20 protein-coding genes are annotated in these 17,016 nt (G+C 62.6%); 5 read left to right on the forward strand and 15 right to left on the reverse strand.

The window, feature by feature from the left end:
• The first annotated feature begins 69 nt into the window (after positions 1 to 69).
• Together LB519_RS30040 and LB519_RS30045 are read left to right on the forward strand one after the other, a co-directional pair.
• Entirely contained in the window at positions 70 to 552 is a 483-nt protein-coding gene (locus LB519_RS30040) for a peroxiredoxin (protein WP_027164142.1), read from the forward strand.
• A gap of 72 nt (positions 553 to 624) precedes the next feature.
• The gene (locus LB519_RS30045; RefSeq protein WP_013532768.1) at positions 625 to 1,101 is read left to right on the forward strand and encodes a DUF2938 domain-containing protein; all 477 of its coding nucleotides are present in this window, start codon (positions 625 to 627) and stop codon (positions 1,099 to 1,101) included.
• A 133-nt stretch (positions 1,102 to 1,234) separates the two neighbouring features.
• Here the strand turns inward: LB519_RS30045 and rnhA are convergent, their stop codons facing one another.
• The 12 genes from rnhA to coxB all read right to left on the reverse strand — a co-directional run bounded on the left by rnhA (position 1,235) and on the right by coxB (position 10,854).
• Positions 1,235 to 1,753: a ribonuclease HI gene (gene rnhA / locus LB519_RS30050; RefSeq protein WP_027164143.1), complete on the reverse strand. Its 519-nt coding sequence runs from the start codon at positions 1,751 to 1,753 to the stop codon at positions 1,235 to 1,237.
• A gap of 4 nt (positions 1,754 to 1,757) precedes the next feature.
• Complete coding sequence (locus LB519_RS30055) at positions 1,758 to 2,720, reverse strand: homoserine kinase (RefSeq protein WP_024503619.1); 963 nt, start codon at positions 2,718 to 2,720, stop codon at positions 1,758 to 1,760.
• A 5-nt stretch (positions 2,721 to 2,725) separates the two neighbouring features.
• Entirely contained in the window at positions 2,726 to 3,736 is a 1,011-nt protein-coding gene (ispH, locus tag LB519_RS30060; protein WP_013532771.1) for a 4-hydroxy-3-methylbut-2-enyl diphosphate reductase, read from the reverse strand.
• An 88-nt stretch (positions 3,737 to 3,824) separates the two neighbouring features.
• A complete protein-coding gene (locus LB519_RS30065) occupies positions 3,825 to 4,580 on the reverse strand; it encodes an SURF1 family protein (protein ID WP_164753766.1) in 756 nt (251 codons plus the stop codon).
• A complete protein-coding gene (locus LB519_RS30070) occupies positions 4,577 to 4,963 on the reverse strand; it encodes a DUF983 domain-containing protein (RefSeq protein WP_224621852.1) in 387 nt (128 codons plus the stop codon). The genes LB519_RS30065 and LB519_RS30070 overlap by 4 nt, the downstream gene beginning before the upstream one ends.
• 21 nt (positions 4,964 to 4,984) lie before the next feature.
• On the reverse strand, positions 4,985 to 5,476 hold the full coding sequence (locus LB519_RS30075; protein WP_224621853.1) for a murein L,D-transpeptidase family protein: 492 nt from the start codon (positions 5,474 to 5,476) through the stop codon (positions 4,985 to 4,987).
• Between the two features lie 91 nt (positions 5,477 to 5,567).
• Positions 5,568 to 6,449, reverse strand: coding sequence for a cytochrome c oxidase subunit 3 (locus LB519_RS30080; RefSeq protein WP_013532775.1), 882 nt, complete (start codon positions 6,447 to 6,449; stop codon positions 5,568 to 5,570).
• Position 6,450: 1 nt separating this feature from the next.
• On the reverse strand, positions 6,451 to 7,083 hold the full coding sequence (locus LB519_RS30085) for a cytochrome c oxidase assembly protein (RefSeq protein WP_224621854.1): 633 nt from the start codon (positions 7,081 to 7,083) through the stop codon (positions 6,451 to 6,453).
• A complete protein-coding gene (locus tag LB519_RS30090; RefSeq protein WP_224621859.1) occupies positions 7,083 to 7,241 on the reverse strand; it encodes a hypothetical protein in 159 nt (52 codons plus the stop codon). Before LB519_RS30090 ends, LB519_RS30085 begins: the two co-directional genes overlap by 1 nt.
• 2 nt (positions 7,242 to 7,243) lie before the next feature.
• Entirely contained in the window at positions 7,244 to 8,188 is a 945-nt protein-coding gene (locus LB519_RS30095) for a heme o synthase (RefSeq protein WP_024503612.1), read from the reverse strand.
• Positions 8,189 to 8,263: 75 nt separating this feature from the next.
• The gene (gene ctaD, locus LB519_RS30100; RefSeq protein ID WP_013532779.1) at positions 8,264 to 9,916 is read right to left on the reverse strand and encodes a cytochrome c oxidase subunit I; all 1,653 of its coding nucleotides are present in this window, start codon (positions 9,914 to 9,916) and stop codon (positions 8,264 to 8,266) included.
• 38 nt (positions 9,917 to 9,954) lie between these two features.
• Positions 9,955 to 10,854, reverse strand: coding sequence for a cytochrome c oxidase subunit II (gene coxB / locus LB519_RS30105; RefSeq protein WP_013532780.1), 900 nt, complete (start codon positions 10,852 to 10,854; stop codon positions 9,955 to 9,957).
• A gap of 376 nt (positions 10,855 to 11,230) precedes the next feature.
• Between coxB and LB519_RS30110 the strand changes: the two genes are divergently transcribed.
• Positions 11,231 to 11,785, forward strand: coding sequence for an invasion associated locus B family protein (locus tag LB519_RS30110; protein WP_013532781.1), 555 nt, complete (start codon positions 11,231 to 11,233; stop codon positions 11,783 to 11,785).
• Positions 11,786 to 11,942: 157 nt separating this feature from the next.
• The gene (gene tldD / locus LB519_RS30115; RefSeq protein ID WP_027164150.1) at positions 11,943 to 13,355 is read left to right on the forward strand and encodes a metalloprotease TldD; all 1,413 of its coding nucleotides are present in this window, start codon (positions 11,943 to 11,945) and stop codon (positions 13,353 to 13,355) included.
• A gap of 25 nt (positions 13,356 to 13,380) precedes the next feature.
• Here tldD and LB519_RS30120 read toward each other — a convergent pair whose 3' ends face one another.
• Positions 13,381 to 13,620: a hypothetical protein gene (locus LB519_RS30120; protein ID WP_224621855.1), complete on the reverse strand. Its 240-nt coding sequence runs from the start codon at positions 13,618 to 13,620 to the stop codon at positions 13,381 to 13,383.
• Between the two features lie 447 nt (positions 13,621 to 14,067).
• On the opposite strand from LB519_RS30120, the gene LB519_RS30125 reads away from it, so the two are divergent.
• Complete coding sequence (locus LB519_RS30125; protein ID WP_064995142.1) at positions 14,068 to 14,727, forward strand: transglutaminase-like cysteine peptidase; 660 nt, start codon at positions 14,068 to 14,070, stop codon at positions 14,725 to 14,727.
• Between the two features lie 16 nt (positions 14,728 to 14,743).
• Here the strand turns inward: LB519_RS30125 and LB519_RS30130 are convergent, their stop codons facing one another.
• Positions 14,744 to 15,985 (reverse strand): class I SAM-dependent RNA methyltransferase, encoded by a 1,242-nt coding sequence (locus LB519_RS30130; protein ID WP_224621856.1) that lies wholly within the window; start codon positions 15,983 to 15,985, stop codon positions 14,744 to 14,746.
• The gene (locus tag LB519_RS30135) at positions 15,982 to 16,746 is read right to left on the reverse strand and encodes a TlyA family RNA methyltransferase (RefSeq protein WP_013532785.1); all 765 of its coding nucleotides are present in this window, start codon (positions 16,744 to 16,746) and stop codon (positions 15,982 to 15,984) included. Before LB519_RS30135 ends, LB519_RS30130 begins: the two co-directional genes overlap by 4 nt.
• Between the last annotated feature and the right edge of the window lie 270 nt (positions 16,747 to 17,016).

Consider the following 17,016-nt stretch of genomic DNA (forward strand, 5'->3'; position numbering starts at 1 on the left):
GGTTGCAGGAAGCCGTTGGGTTCGCTACGCAAAGACACGTCCTTCCCCATTTTCCCAAGCGAGGAATCCATGACCATTTCCGTTGGCGACAAGCTGCCTGACGTGACCTTCAAGACGATGACCGACGACGGCGCCAAGCCGATCACCGGGGCCGAGATCTTCCCGGGCAAAAAGGTCGTTCTGTTTGGAGTTCCCGGCGCCTTCACGCCGACCTGCAGCAACAACCACTTGCCCGGCTATCTCGAGAACCATGACGCCATCCTGGCGCGCGGCGTCGACACCATCGCCGTCGTTTCGGTCAATGACGTCCATGTCATGGGCGCCTGGGCGCGCTTCACCGGCGGCGAGGGCAAGATCCTGTTCCTGGCCGACGGCAGTGGCGATTTCGCCAAGGCAGTGGGCCTCGACAATGACCTTTCCGCCAGCGGCATGGGGCTGCGTTCGAAGCGATTTTCGATGATCGTCGACGACGGCAAGGTCACCGCGCTCAATGTCGAGACCAAGCCCGGTGTCGACGAGTCCGGCGCGGCCCATATTCTGGGACAGCTCTGAACTTCAGTGCGCCTTCGGCCGCAACGGCGATGGCGCTTGTGGTTCATGGGTTGCTTTGGGGGGATCCTAGCGATGTTTGACATCTTCTGGCGCGCTATCGCGATCGGCGTCGGCGCCACCGTGCTGATGGATCTCTGGGCCATCTTCCTGCACAAGGCGTTCGGCCAGCCACGGCCGAACTGGGGGCCGGTCGGCCGCTGGGTCTGGCATCTCCGTGACAAGGTCTTTCACGACGATATCGGCGATACAGCACCATACGCGCATGAAAAGGCGCTGGGTTGGGCCTTTCACTATTTTGTCGGCATCATCTACGGCATCATCCTGGTGGTGCTGGCCGGAGCGGGCTGGCTTGCCGCGCCGACATTTCTGCCGGCCTTCATCCTCGGCATTGTCACCGTCGGCGCCGGCTGGTTCCTGCTGGCACCCGGCATGGGCGCCGGCTGGGCCGCCTCGAAGCGGCCCAACCCGATGCGGATCCGGGCGCTGAACCTGGTGTCGCACACGGTGTTCGCACTTGGGCTTTGGGGCACGGCGCTGCTGATACGATAAGCGCTTACGGCTGTGTCGGCCTGTCGATCGGCTGCCAGCCGTAGACAACGGGATGCGCGCCGATATCGTAGTAGTTGCCGCCGCCCGCTGGCTGATCCGCTTCTTCGTACCCGAGCCGCGCCGCTCCTGAAATTCAATAGCTCTGGGTCGAGCGCCGCACCTTCGCGATTGCCGGCGCAGCAGGCTTTGGCGCTGCTGCAGGCTTGAACGGGCCTTTCTTGAACGGCGCCATGCCTTCGCGCGCGAGTTCGTCGGCGCGCTCGTTCTCGACATGGCCGTCATGGCCCTTGACCCAGTTCCAGGTGACCTTGTGGCGCTTGTTGGCCTCGTCGAGCGCCTGCCAGAGTTCACCGTTCTTGACAGGCTTCTTGTCGGCGGTCTTCCAGCCGTTCTTCTTCCAGCCGTGGATCCACTTGGAAATGCCGTCCATGACGTATTTGCTGTCGGTGTGAAGCTCGACCGTGCACGGTTCCTTCAGCGCGTTCAGCGCCGAGATAGCAGCCAACAGTTCCATCCGGTTGTTGGTCGTCTCGGCCTCACCGCCGGAAAGCTCCTTGGTGGTGCCGTTGAAGCGCAGGATCGCGCCCCAGCCGCCAGGGCCGGGATTGCCCGAACAAGCGCCGTCGGTGAAGATCTCAACCTGTTTGCTCATGATATCAGGCCAATCCATATTCCGAAGGAGATTTGATCGCCCGGTGGAACCGCATCCTTCTGATGTATTCGGTCGGATCGCGTTTCATCACCAGCCCGCCATCGGGGACGGTCAGCCAGTCGTACAGCCGGGTCAGCATGAAGCGCAACGCCGAACCGCGCGCCAGCATCGGCAGCGCAGCCTTTTCCTGGTCGCTCAGGGGCCGGACGCTCTGGTAGCCGGCGAGCAGCGCCTTGCCCTTGGTCAGGTTGAAGGAAAAATCCTTCTCGAAGCACCAGGCGTTGAGGCAGGTGGCGACATCGTAGGCATAGAGGTCGTCGCAGGCGAAATAGAAGTCGATCAGGCCGGAGAGCTTTTCGCCGAGGAAGAAAACGTTGTCCGGGAAAAGATCGGCATGAATGATGCCTTGCGGCAGGTCTTTGGGCCAGTTGCGCTCAAAATCGGCAAAGTCGGCATCAACCTCGGCCGCCAGGCCCGGCTCGACCTCGTCGGCGCGGTCGCGCGCTGCGTCCCAGAGCTTGCGCCAGCCGTCGATGGCCAGGGCATTCGGACGCGTCATCGAAAAATCGGCGCCGGCCAGATGCAATTGCGCCAACGCCTTGCCGACCTCGGCACAATGCGTGGCTGTGGGCCGCCGCAACGAAAGCCCTTCCAGGAAGGTGATGATGACCGCCGGCCGGCCGGCGAGCGTGCCGATGACGCTGCCGTCATGGGCGGTCACCGGCAGCGGGCAGGACACGCCCTTGTAGGCGAGATGGCCCATCAGCCCGAGGAAAAACGGCAGATCCGCCTTCTCGACGCGTTTCTCATAGAGCGTCAGGATGTAGGAGCCGCTCGAGGTGTGCAGCAGGAAGTTCGAGTTCTCGGTGCCTTCGGCGATGCCCTTGTAGGACAGGAGATCGCCGACCGGATAGTGCTTCAGGAATGCGCCGAGTTCGCCTTCCGCGACGTCAGTGTAGACCGCCATGTGCCTTACGCGGCTCCATTGACGAAGGCCATGTCGGCCCGCGTCAGTTCGACATCGCGCAGTACCCGCATGACCGGAAAATCCTCCGTTTCCGTGGCCGTGATGGCCAGATCGATCGTGACATCGAAGCGCTGCCGGAACGCGTCGATGATCTCGTCGACGATGATTTCGGGCGCCGACGCGCCGGCCGACAGGCCGAGCGTCGAAATGTTGCCGATGTCATTCCACGGAATCTCGGCGGCGCGCTGCACGAGAAGCGACATGGTGGCGCCTGCACGCTCCGCCACTTCGACAAGTCGTCGCGAATTGGATGAATTCGGCGCGCCGACGATCAGATAGAGATCGGCGCCCGGCGCGGTGTCCTTGACGGCTTCCTGGCGGTTGGTGGTGGCATAGCAGATCGATTCCGCCGCTGGCGCCTGCAGCGCCGGAAAGCGATCCTGCAAGGCGCGGATGATGCCGGCGGTGTCCTCGACCGACAATGTGGTCTGGGTAACGAAGCCTAGCGCCTGCGGATCGACGGGCGAGAGCTTTGCGGCATCGGCTTCGGTTTCGATCAGGGTCACCGCTCCGTCCGGGAGCTGGCCCATGGTGCCGATCACCTCGGGATGTCCGGCGTGACCAATCAACAGCACATGACGGCCGAGCCGCTGATGGCGCATCGCCTGCTTGTGGACCTTCGACACCAGCGGGCAAGTGGCATCGAGATAGAAGAGATTGCGCGCCTTCGCATCCGCCGGCACCGATTTCGGCACGCCATGCGCCGAGAACACGACGGGCGACTGCCGATGTTCGGCCGGGATCTCGGAGAGTTCCTCGATGAAGACGGCGCCAAGGCTTTGCAGCCCCTCGACGACGTAGCGGTTATGCACGATTTCATGGCGGACGTAGACCGGCGCGCCATATTTCTTCAGCGCCAGCACGACGATCTGGATGGCACGGTCGACACCGGCGCAAAAACCGCGCGGCTGGCAGAGCCGGATCGTCAGAGGTGGTTTGGTGGTTGTCTGAAGCATTAAATCCGGGCCGGTTGATCAAAGCCGAAATGAGGTGCGCACCCCTGCCCTGTCAAGGGCATCGGTAGAAAGGGGGCGTCGCTCGCGTTCATTCCTTTTTCGCGGGGCGACGAAGCCGCAGGATGAGCACGGCGGCGAGCGCTGCGGCAAGCCCGTACCAGGTGACGGCATATTGCAGATGGCTGTTCGGCAGGTCGATGATGGTGACGCCGCCAACCGGCAATCCGCCTGGATTTGGCGTCTTGTCTGCGTCGATGAAGATCGGCACCAGCGTGAACCCAGCCGGCAGGCCCGCGCTCGCCGCCATGACGTCGCGGTCCTTCCAGTAGAAGATGTTCTTCGCCACATCGTTGTCGGGCAGCATCATCGACGGCTTTGCTGGCAGGGGGTTGCGAGCGAGCCCCGTGACCGTCACTCTGCCGGTCACCTGTCCCTTGGCGCGCTTGGCGGCGTCCTTCAGATCGTAAGGCACGAAGCCGCGATTGATCAGGACGAAGCGGCCGTCGTCGAGCGCCAGCGGCGTGTAGACATTGAAGCCGGCATCACCCTCCCAGGTTGCGTAGAAATGCCGTTCGCCCTGATGCAGGAACGTGCCGGTGACGGTGACGGGCGTATAATCGACGTCCCCGGTGGCTGCGAATTCTTTCTCGACCTCGGCCAGCGGCCGCGGCGCTGAATGAGTGCGCTGGTCGATGGTCTGCAGAAGGCCTTCCTTCCAATACAGGCGCTGGACCTGCCAAGTGCCGAGCGCCAGCAGGATCAGGAACAGCACAAGGCCAAGGCCGAGCAGCAATGCCGTCCTAGGCCGCGATCGGCCATCGGCTTTAACGGTTGCCTCGCTCATTCGCCGCGATCCAACCGGCCTTCGGCCGCCTTGTTGCGGTATTGCAGCGTCATTAGCACGCCTTTGATCAGCCGCAGCGCCGCCAGGCACAGCACGACAGCCAGCGGAATCCAGACCAGCAGATGCAGCCAGAGCGGCGGGCTAAGCGTGACTTCAACCCAGAGCGCCAGGCCGACGATAAGGAAGCCTATGATCAGGATGACGAACACCGCCGGCCCGTCGCCGGCATCGGCGTAGGAATAATCAAGGCCGCAATTGACGCAGCGCTTGCCGACAGTGAGGAAGCCGGAGAACAACCGCCCCTCGCCGCAGCGCGGGCAGCGGCCATGCAGGCCGGCCGAGATCGGATCGATCGGCGGCCAGATCGCTCTGTCTTCACTCATGGGAGCGTCGTCGCTCATTGCTTACCGCTCGATTTCGATCGGTGTGCCATCGGCCACCAGCGCCCAGATTTCGTCCATGTCGGAGTCCGTAACCGCAATGCAGCCGTCGGTCCAGTCGACCAATTGAAGCAGCCAGCCCCACCAGCCATAACCATTCGGCTGGCCGTGGATCATGATCATGCCGCCCGCGCCGACATTGCGCGCCTTGGCGGCGGCCTCATCGTCGGCATTGGGGTACGAAATATGGATCGATCTGTGCGCGATGCTGTTCGGGTTGCGCCAGTCGAGGACATAGTTCCCCTCGGGCGTGCGCTGATCGCCCTCCTGGTGCTTGTGCCCGACGGGATCGCCGCCGAGCGCGATGCCGTAGTTTCGCAGGACCTTGCCGTCGCCGATCAGTTCCAGCCGGCGTTCGGCCTTGTGAACATGCACCAGGTCCACCTTCTCGCCGGCAAAGGCCGGGAGTGCCCCGATCATCAATGCGCAAATAGCCCGGAAGATTGTCAGTCGCATTGGCTATCGATCAGCGATCATTGCGCCAAAAAGAAGAAGGCGGCCACGTTGCCGCGGCCGCCTCCAGAAATGAAAATCCCTCAGGCCTGGATCAGTGGCCCTCGATCACCGCGCCGACCGATCCCCAGACGTAGATCGAGGCGAACAGGAACAGCCAGACCACGTCGACGAAGTGCCAGTACCAGGCGGCCGCCTCGAAGCCGAAATGCTGCTTGGGGGTGAAATCACCCTTCATCGCCCGGATCAGGCAGACCAACAGGAAGATGGTGCCGATGATGACGTGGAAACCGTGGAAGCCGGTCGCCATGAAGAAGGTGGCGCCATAGATGGAATCCTTGAAAGCGAACGGAGCGTGCATGTACTCGTAGGCCTGCACCATGGTGAACAGCATGCCGAGGCCGACGGTCAGCACCAGGCCGTTGATCAGCCCCTTGCGGTCGCCGTGAAGAAGCGAATGGTGCGCCCAGGTCACCGTGGTGCCCGACAGCAGCAGGATGACGGTGTTGTAGAGCGGCAAATGGAAGGGATCGAGAACCTCCATGCCCTTCGGCGGCCAGACGCCACCAGTAAATGTGGCGCGCGCGTAGTTCTGTGCCTCACCGGCAAAAAGGCTGGCATCGAAATAGGCCCAGAACCAGGCAACGAAGAACATCACCTCCGAGGCGATGAACATGATCATGCCATAGCGCAGGTGCAGCGACACGACCCGCGTATGATGACCCTCATGCGCTTCCTTGATCGTGTCCGACCACCAGGCGAACATGGTGTAGAGGACGATCACGAGGCCGATGAAGAACAGCCACGGATTGGCGATGTTGAAGCCGAAGACCGGGAACGACCCGCCCTTCAGATATTCCATCAGGGCGACACCGCCAAAGGCCATGACGAGCGCCCCTACCGAGCCTAGGAAAGGCCATGGGCTCGGGTCGACGAGATGATAGTCATGCTGTGGTTTTGCGTGCGCGTCTGCCATATCAACCCCCGAGATTTGCTTCGGTATTCGAAATTGTCTTGCTGTTGCCATCGGCCGGCGCCGAGGAGGCGACCGGCTTGGTCTTCTCGACCGGGAACATCGTGTAGGACAGCGTGATCGTCTTCACGTCCTTGAGCTCCGGCACATCGACGATGTCGGGGTCCACGTAGAACAGGACCGGCATGTCCAGCGTCTCGCCGGGCTTCAGCGTCGTGTCGGTGAAGCAGAAGCACTCGACCTTGTTGAAATAGGGTCCCGCCAGCTCAGGCTGCACGTTGAAGGTGGCGCGGCCGGTCACGGAACGATCGAACTTGTTGGTCGCCTGGTAGTGCGCCTGCACGGTCTCGCCGATCTTCATCGTCATCGAGCGCTGGACCGGCTGGAACTCCCATGGCACGCCGGCGACGTTGGCATCGAAGCGGACGGTGATCTCGCGGTCGAGCACGCGGCCGGCATACTGCTTCTCGGCACGTTGCGTCGTGCCGCCATAGCCGGTCGCCTGGCAAAACATCTTGTAGAGCGGCACCGCGGCATAGGCCATGCCGATCATGCCGGTGAAGAAGGCGAGGCAGACAGCCGCGACGATGACGTTGCTGTTCTTGCCCGCCGCTTTCCTGGACTTCTCGACGCTCATCACATCGTGCCCAGATTGTGGCCGAACTTCACGATCGTCGCGATGTAGAAAATGACCACCAGCAGCGCCAGCGCCACGCCGATGGCGATGGAACGGCTGCGCTGCGCCTTCTTCTGACGCTTGGTCAACGTGACGGTCTCGAGCTTTTCCTCGATCATGGTCATGCTCCACCCATGGCAAGCGCGCGTTCGACAACGCTGTCGGCCAGATAGGCAGCGAAGATGGCGAAGAGATAAAGCAGCGAATAGGCGAACAGGGCCTTGGCCGGTTTCATGACGCGGTCATCGTCGGCCATGCCAAGCACTTTCCACGCGTACCAGGCAAAACCGACCCCGAGCAACAGGGCGGCCACGCCATAGAAGGGCGTGGTATAGCCGAGCATCCACGGCAGCACGCCGACCGGGGCCAGCACCAGCGCATAGGCGAAGATCTGGCGGCGCGTCGAAGCGTGGCCGGCGACGTTGGGCATCATCGGAATGCCGGCCTTGGCATAGTCCTCGGACTTGAACAGCGCCAGCGCCCAGAAATGCGGCGGCGTCCAAAGGAAGATGATCAGGAACAAGACAACGCTTTCGAGGCTGACCGTCCCGGTCACCGCGGCCCAGCCGATCACGGGCGGAATGGCGCCGGCGGCCCCGCCGATGACGATGTTCTGCGGCGTCCAGCGCTTCAGCCACATCGTGTAGACGACGGCGTAGAAGAAGATGGTAAAGGCCAGCAGCGTCGCCGCCAGCCAGTTGACCAGCACGCCGAGCGTCATCACCGACAGCACCGACAGCACCAGCCCGAAGGTCAGCGCTTCGTGCGGCTGGATGCGACCGGCCGGGACCGGGCGGCTGGCGGTCCTGGTCATCACGGCATCGATGTCGGCATCGTACCACATGTTGAGCGCGCCGGAGGCGCCAGCACCTATCGCAATAGCCAGGATGGCGATCACCGCCAGCAGAGGGTTGATGGTCACGGGGGCGGCGACCAGGCCGACAAAGGCGGTGAACACCACCAGCGACATGACGCGCGGCTTCAGCAGCGCGAAGAAATCGCCCGCCGTCGCTTCCGACATGCGAAAGCCCGCTTCGTCAATCAATGGGTCGTCGACAAGGGCCATGCGTACTTAAGTCCATCATCCGTTGGCCAAAACCGCCGGCGGACCGGCGGTTTCGTATTCGAGCGGGCAGCCGCCTTACTTGATCTTCGGCAGCTGTTCCCACTGGTGGAAGGGCGGCGGCGAAGGCAGCTGCCATTCGAGCGTCGTTGCGCCCTCGCCCCATGGGTTGGCGCCGGCGATCCGCTTCTTCTGGAAGGCCTCGAACACGCCATAGAGGAAGATCAGGACGCCGACGGCCGAGATGTAGGAGCCGATGGACGACACATAGTTCCAGCCGGCAAACGCATCGGGGTAGTCGATGGTGCGGCGCGGCATGCCGGCGAGACCGAGGAAGTGCTGCGGGAAGAAGATCAGGTTCACGCCGACGAAGGTGACCCAGAAGTGGGTGTTGGCGATGACGGGCGAATACATGTAGCCGGTCATCTTCGGGAACCAGTAGTACCAGCCGGCGAAGATGGCGAACACCGCGCCCAGCGACAGCACGTAGTGGAAGTGGGCGATGACGAAATAGGTGTCATGCAGCGAGCGGTCGAGGCCGGCATTGGCCAGCTGGACGCCGGTGACGCCGCCTATGGTGAACAGGAAGATGAAGCCCAGCGCCCACAGCATCGGCGTCTTGAACGAGATCGACCCGCCCCACATCGTCGCGATCCAGGAGAAGATCTTCACGCCTGTCGGCACCGCGATGACCATGGTGGCGAAGACGAAATAGCGCTGCGTATCGAGCGACAGGCCGGTCGTGTACATGTGGTGCGCCCAGACGATGAAGCCGACGGCGCCGATCGCCACCATGGCGTAGGCCATGCCGAGGTAACCGAACACCGGCTTCCTCGAGAAGGTCGAGATGACGTGGCTGATGATGCCGAAGCCCGGCAGGATCAGGATGTACACTTCAGGGTGACCGAAGAACCAGAACAGGTGCTGGAACAGGATCGGGTCGCCGCCGCCATCGGGCGCAAAGAAGGTGGTGCCGAAATTGCGGTCGGTGAGCAGCATGGTGATGCCGCCGGCCAGAACCGGCAGCGACAGCAGGAGCAGGAAGGCGGTGATCAGCACCGACCAGGCAAACAGCGGCATCTTGTGCAGCGTCATGCCAGGCGCGCGCATATTGAAGATGGTGGTGATGAAGTTGATGGCGCCGAGGATCGACGAGGCACCGGCAATATGGATCGACAGGATCGCCAGATCCATGGCCGGCCCGGGCTGGCCCGAGGTCGACAACGGCGGATAAAGCGTCCAGCCGCCCCCGACGCCATAGGCACCCGGAGCGCTCGGCATGAACATCGAGGTGAGCAGCAGGATGAAGGCCGGCGGCAGCAGCCAGAAGGAGATGTTGTTCATGCGCGGGAACGCCATGTCGGGCGCGCCGATCATGATCGGGACCATCCAGTTGGCAAAACCGCCGATCAGCGCCGGCATGACCATGAAGAAGATCATGATCAGGGCGTGCGCGGTGGCGAAGGCATTGTACATGCTCTTGCCGCCGTCGATCGCGGCGTCACCGTTCATGCCGTAGACCATCTGCGCCAGACCGCTGAAGATCTGGATGCCAGGCTCCTGCAGTTCCATGCGGATGGCGACCGACAAGGCGCCGCCGATGATGCCGGCCATGATCGCGAAGATCAGGTAGAGCGTGCCGATGTCCTTGTGGTTGGTCGAATAAACCCAGCGCACCCAGCCGTGATAAGGCTTGTGGTCGTGCCCGTCGTGAGCTGCAGCGTCTGCCATGTTCCGCTCCGTTCCCTAAATCTTGCTAACCCGCGGCATCAGTTGCCGGCGGCCGCTACCTTGTTCTGGCCGTCGACCTCGGCCATCAGCGTCTTGTTGGCGCCGGGCAGATCGGTCTTGGCTGCCGCCAGCCAGGTCTTGAACTGCGCATCGGAGACGACGCGGATGGCGATCGGCATGAAGGCATGGTCCTTGCCGCAGAGCTGCGAGCACTGGCCGTAAAAAATACCTTCCTTCTCCGCCTTGAACCAGGTCTCGTTGGTGCGACCAGGAACGGCGTCGATCTTGATGCCGAACGACGGCATGGCGAAGGAGTGGATCACGTCGGTCGCGGTGACGAGCACGCGGGTCATGGTGTTGACCGGCACGACCAGCTCGTTGTCGACGGCCAGCAGGCGCGGGTAGACCTTGCGGTCCTCCTTGCCGGCAGCGGCGCGTTCGGCGTCCTGGAGGATCGCGGAGTTGAAAGAGAGCGTGTTGTCGGTCTGGTACTCGTAGTCCCAGTTCCACTGGTTGCCGGTCGCCTTGACGGTCAGCTTTGCTTCTTCCGGCGGCGTATATTGCGCGGTCAGCAGCTGGAACGAGGGGATAGCGATGAGGAGCAGGATGACGACAGGTCCGATCGTCCAGATCAACTCGATCCACGTGTTGTGGCTGGTCTTGGATGGAACCGGGTTGGCGCTCGCGCGGAATCTGATGATGCAATAGGCGAGAAGAATCAGCACCAGGATGGTGATCGGGACGATGAACCACATTGTGTAGTTCCCGAACCACTCGATCTGCCGCATCATGTCGGTCGCCGGCGCCTGGAAGGTTGTCTCCCAGTTCTTGGGCTGGTCGGCATGGGCGGATGCGCCGGCGAAAAACGTGATAGCGGCACAAGCACTTAGAAACTTGGCACTTGCTGGAACCTTGGCGTTTGCCAGGAAATTTCTCATCGCCCTCATCGTCTCCCAGTTCCTCGCTGTGGTACCCACGAGAATAACGAACAATGCCGGGACGGGAATCCCGACAGTTTCAAGCTGGTTCAAACCATACTCTTTTTCCCTCCGCAAGAAAGGAGCGGACGAAACCGTGCGGCATTTTTGCGCGCAAGCCCGGATGTGCCTTTGGAGGCAGCCGCGGCAGCCCCGAATCGCCTACATTGAACCCACAGCGGCATTCCCGCGGGTCGCACGTGCCGAACGTCGCAATTCGGGCGAAATTGGCAGGGAAAAGCGCCGTATTGGCTTTTTCGGGGCAGACCTGGTGCGGTCTCGTCCTTTACTTGGCTTTGGCGCGGCTTAAAGTGCCGTGATTCGCAATGGAGCCGTCATGAATTACTGGCTTTCGAGAAACTCTCGGTTTTCGAGAAACTGGGCGAAGGTCATCTTTTTCGCCGCCCTGTCTGGCATCGGCTTGTCCGCGATCGTGTCCGGCACGGCGAACGCCGCGCAACCGAGCGGTACCGTTCGCTCGACGCATGGCGCATGGTCGATCATCTGCGACACGCCGGCCGGTGCCACCTCGGAACAATGCGTGATGATGCAGAACGTCGTCGCCGAGGACCGTCCGGAGATGGGACTGTCGGTCGTCGTGCTGCGCACCGCCGACAACAAGGCGGAGATCCTGCGCGTGCTGGCGCCGCTCGGCGTGCTTTTGCCCAACGGGCTTGGCCTCAATGTCGACGGCAAGGACATCGGTCGCGCCTATTTCGTGCGCTGTTTCCAGGACGGCTGCTATGCCGAGGTTATCCTCGAAAAGCCGCTTCTCGACACGCTGAAGACCGGCACGTCGGCCACCTTCATTGTCTTCCAGACCCCGGAAGAAGGCATCGGCATCCCGGTCGACCTCAAGGGTTTTGCCGACGGCTTCGCCGCCCTCCCCTGAAAGCCCGGCGACATCACCGGCTTCATCAACCAGAAGTGACGTCGACGGTCTGCTGGCAAACCGCTTTTGTCTTCACAATGCGGCTGAGCGATTGTCTCGGCGCACCTTCGCGCCTACATCGTGGCAAAGACCCATTCCTCCTGTGAACGGACGCGCCATGAACAGCCTGATCGGCCAATTCGACATTTCAGACGATCGCATCAAGCAGATCGTCGCCGAAACCATCAACGGCGCCGATGACGGCGAGCTGTTCCTCGAATACAGCGAGAGCGAAGCGCTGATGTTCGACAATGGCCGGCTGAAGACCGCCAACTTCAACACCGACCAAGGGTTTGGCCTGCGCGCGGTTGCCGGCGAAGCCAGCGGCTATGCCCATTCCAGCGATCTCTCCGAAGCTTCGCTGCTGCGCGCGGCCGATGCCGTTTCGACCGTCAAGGGCGGCTATTCCGGCACGCTTGCCGCCGCACCCGCCCGCACCAACCGTCATCTCTATGGCGAAGAGAACCCGATCCCCTCGCCCTCCTTCGAGGCCAAGGCAAAGCTCTTGCAGGAAATCGACGCCTGGCTGCGCGCCGAGGATCCGCGCGTGCGGCAGGTTTCGGCATCGCTCGCCGCATCTTGGCAGCATGTCGAGATCGTGCGCGCCGACGGCCAGGTGGTGCGCGACATCCGCCCGCTGGTCCGCGTCAACGTCTCCGTCGTTGTCGGCAATGGCGACCGCCAGGAGAGCGGCTCCTACGGCATGGGCGGCCGCAAGGCGTTTGGCGAATTCCTGGTCGAGGACAGCTGGAAGCACGCCGCCAAGGAGGCGCTCAGGCAAGCCCTGGTCAATCTCGAGGCCATACCGGCGCCGGCCGGCACTTTCGACATCGTCTTGTCCAGCGGCTGGCCGGGCGTCATGCTGCACGAGGCCGTCGGCCATGGGCTGGAAGGCGATTTCAACCGCAAGAAGACCTCGGCCTTCGCCGGACTGCTCGGCCAGCAGGTCGCCGCCAAGGGGGTGACCGTCGTCGACGACGGTACGATGCCCGAGCGGCGCGGCTCGCTGACAGTCGACGACGAAGGCACGCCTTCGGCCCGCAATGTGCTGATCGAGGACGGCAAGCTGGTCGGCTACATGCAGGATCGCCAGAACGCTCGGCTGATGGGCATGAAGGCAACCGGCAACGGCCGCCGCGAAGGCTACGCACACCAGCCGATGCCGCGCATGACCAACACCTATATGACGGCGGGCGACATGGAGCCGGACGAAATCATCGCCTCGGTCAAGAACGGCATCTATGCCGTCTCCTTCGGTGGCGGCCAGGTCGACATCACCTCGGGCAAATTCGTGTTCGGCTGCACCGAGGCCTACATGATCGAGAACGGCAAGGTGACGCAGCCGATCAAGGGCGCGATGCTGATAGGCAACGGTCCGGACGCCATGCATCGCGTCTCGATGATCGGCAACGACATGAAGCTCGACACCGGCATCGGCATGTGCGGCAAGGCCGGACAGGGCGTGCCGGTCGGCGTCGGCCAGCCGCATCTGCGCATGAACCAGATGACGGTGGGCGGCACGCGGGTCTGAGCGAACGGCCCCGCTGGCCGGGCCGTTATGCCTTGCCGATAGACCGGCGCGAAGTCGTGTAGAGAATCAGGAAGGCGATGACGCCACCGATCGCATATTTGACCCAAGCACTCAGGCAGTCGACGGTCCCGTCGTGGCCGGAGACATACAGCGCAGCTGTGACAAACGTCATGGCCGCGATGCCAAGTGCATAGGACGGCAATAGCCCGGTTCGAGCGATCTTTCGCAAAATCCAGGCGACGTGCGCACCCGAGAGCGCCATCATGAGAGCTGCGCCGGCGCTTACGGTTATGCGGCGCCTGACATCGCGCTGCGGACATTTGGCGGGCTCCCAACAGTAGAGGTCGCGGACAGCGCGGTGGTGTCGTCCGCACTCGACCTCGCGAAGAAGGGAATGGATTTCGCAGATGCTCTGCATCTGGGGAAATCAGCTCATTGCGCTGGCTTGCAACCTTTGATCGTAATTTGCCAAGGCTGCAAAGACGGCGGGATATGACAGCGTGCAGGAAGCATGACAAAGGTCCGTCGCTGGCGCCTGATGGTCGCGTCAGACCGAATGCGCCGGCTGATGCTTGCGTTTTCCAGTTTGAATTCCCGGCTGCACCTTGAAGTGAACACAATCGGCATTAGGAAATTGTTAGGTGTTTAACTGCCTGGGCTGCCGTTTCCGCACGAACGCAGTGCCGGCCCTCTGGTTGCGGTGGTGTTGGCAATGCGGCATTTCCCCGGCGTCCTGACCTCCTCTTTCCTGCTTGGCTTCGTTTCGTTGATTGGCGCGACATCGTTGCAAGCCAGTCCGGCGGCGGCACAGTCGACATTGTTCAAGTCGCGATCGACGCAATCTGCCGCAGTTGGTGGAAGCACCAGCGTCCCCTACGGTTGGGTCGATTTCTGCCATCGCCGGCCAAAGGAGTGCAAGGTGCCCGCTCTGCCGGCCGCGAATATCAAGCTGACCGCGCAGAACCTACGCATCCTCAAGCGGATAAATCACAAGGCGAACAGCGCCATCAAACCCGTCAGCAATTTCGATCACTGGGGTACGATGGCGGATCACTGGGACTATCCGGTGGACGGCAAGGGCGACTGCAAGATCTACGCGCTCTACAAGCGCAAGCTTCTTCTGGCAGCGGGATTCCCCCGGCAGGCGTTGCTGATGACCGTGGTGCGCGACCTGGACAATGAAGGCCACACCATTCTGACGGTGAAAACCGACAAGGGCGATCTTGTCCTGGACAATCTGGTCAATGAGATCAGGCCCTGGAACGCGACGGGCTATTACTTCGTGAAACGTCAGTCGCAGCAGAACCCAAACACCTGGGTGTCGATCAACCAACGCGGCGGCACGTCTAAACGACTGTCGCCAAGTTCGTAGGGCCGAAGCCTCCAGGCTATCGCCGCTTCTTCGGCTTCTCCAGCAGTGCCACCGCTTCGACATGCGGCGACCACAGGAACTGGTCGATTGGCGTCACGCTCTTCAAGGCGTAGCCGCCGTCGATGAGGACGCGCAGGTCGCGAGCCAGCGTCACCGGATTGCAGGATACCGCAGCAACGTAGGGAACATCCGAGCGGGCGATCTGCTTCGACTGGTCCTCGGCGCCGGCGCGCGGCGGGTCGAACACCACACCGTCGAACGCATTCAACTCCTTGAACGTCAGCGGCCGGCGGAACAGGTCGCGGCGTTCGCCCGTCACCCGCTTCAAGCCGGTGGCGAAGCGCGATCCACGGTCGAGCGCCGAAAGCGCTGCCGCATCGCCTTCCACCGCATGGACTTCCGACTTCGCGGCTAGGCGCAGAGCAAAGCTACCGCAACCGGCGAAAAGATCCGCCACCTTCTTGGCACGCTTCAGATGTCCGCCGACGATGTCGGCCAACGCCTGTTCGGCGGCCTCGGTTGCCTGCAGGAACGCGCCCGGCGGCAAGGCGACAGCGACGCTGCCGAACATGACCACCGGCTTTTTCGGCTCGATGATGATTTCGTCATCGATGGACAGCCTGGCAAAGCCCTGCGCCATGACGAAGTTAGCCGCGATCCGGCGCTGGTGCTCCCCGAGCTTGCCGGATTCGTGAACTGCGACATCGAGCCCCGAACCGGTCACGGTGACCGCCAGCCGGAACGATTTGGTGGTTGCGCAGACCAATTCGGCGAGCGCCTTCAAGCGATCGAGCGCGGCAACGATCTCCGGCAGCGAGATCGGGCATTCCGATATGGCGACGATCTCCGGCGACAGATGGCGATGGAAGCCGAGCAGCATGCCTGTCTCGGTGCGCCGGGCGGCAAGCACGACACGGCGGCGCGTCTGCGGTGCGCAGGCGACCAGGTCACCGATCTCGCAATCGATGCCCTTGCCCTTCAGGATGTGCGCCACTTTTTCGCGTTTCCACTGGCGATAGGCTTCGGCTTCGAAATGCTGGAGCGCGCAACCGCCGCATTCGGTGAAGTGGCGGCAGGCGGGATCGATGCGCAGCGGCGATGCTTCCAGCACCGCCATCAGCATGGCGCGATCCCTTTCGCGCGCGGCGGTGACCGTTTCACCGGGCAGTGTGAAGGGAATGAACAGATCGCCTGTCTCGGTCTCGGCGACACCGTCGCCCTGGGCGCCAAGTTTCCTGATGCTGAAGCGCGCGCTCATCGGTCCTTGATCCCACCGAGCAGGAATTCGCGATTGCCGTCGCCGCCATCGATCGGCGACAGATGCAGCCCCAGCGAGCGCCAGCCGGGAACGGAGTCCAGCCAATCCTGCAGCAGGCCGGCGACACGGGCGGCGTCGAAGGGATCCTTCAACAGACCACCCTTGCCGATCGCTTCCCTGCCGGCCTCGAATTGCGGCTTGACCAGAAACATGGCCTTTGCGCCAGCCTTGGCCAGACCAAGGGCCGGCGGCAGCGCCAGTTTCAGCGAGATGAAGCTGACGTCGGAGACGATGAAATCCGGAATACGCCCGCCGAGATCGGTGACGGCGAGGTCGCGGGCGTTCAGCCCTTCGATCACCGTCACACGCGGGTCGCCGCCGATATCAGGATGCATCTGGCCATGCCCGACATCGACGGCGGTGACATGGGCCACGCCGCGCTCGAGCAACACCTGGGTGAAGCCGCCGGTCGAGGCGCCGATGTCGAGCGCTTCACGGCCGGCAGGATCGAGGCCGAAATGATCGAGCCCGCCGATCAGCTTGAGTGCCGCGCGCGACACATAGCCTTGCGCCGGATCATCGATGGCAACGTGACATTGCGGCAAAACGCTCTGGCCGGGCTTGCGCGCAATGACGCCGTCGACGGTCACAGTGCCGCGCTCGACCGCGTCGCGGGCACGCGAGCGGCTGGCAAACAGCCCGCGCTGGACGAGCAGGTCGTCGAGCCGCTGGCGTGCGCTGGCTGGCAGAGGCGAATTCATCGGCCTTCATGGCGAAAGCCGACGACGATGGCAAGAGCGCCACATGGAAGCATTTCGTCTGCCGTTCCCATCATCACGCTCAGCATCTTGCACGGCGACGATGGTGAGGCGTCCCGTCCCGCCGACCATCCTTATGAATACCCATGCGTTACGCCGGTTGAGACGGATGACCGCCGAAGCATGAGGTCTCACCGCCTGCGGGTAAATACCAACAATCTAGAAAGCCTCATGATTTCTTAACCAATTTTCATCGCATTTGCTTGAGGACTT

The organism is Mesorhizobium sp. AD1-1 (assembly GCF_020164655.1).
GTDB lineage: Bacteria > Pseudomonadota > Alphaproteobacteria > Rhizobiales > Rhizobiaceae > Mesorhizobium > Mesorhizobium ciceri.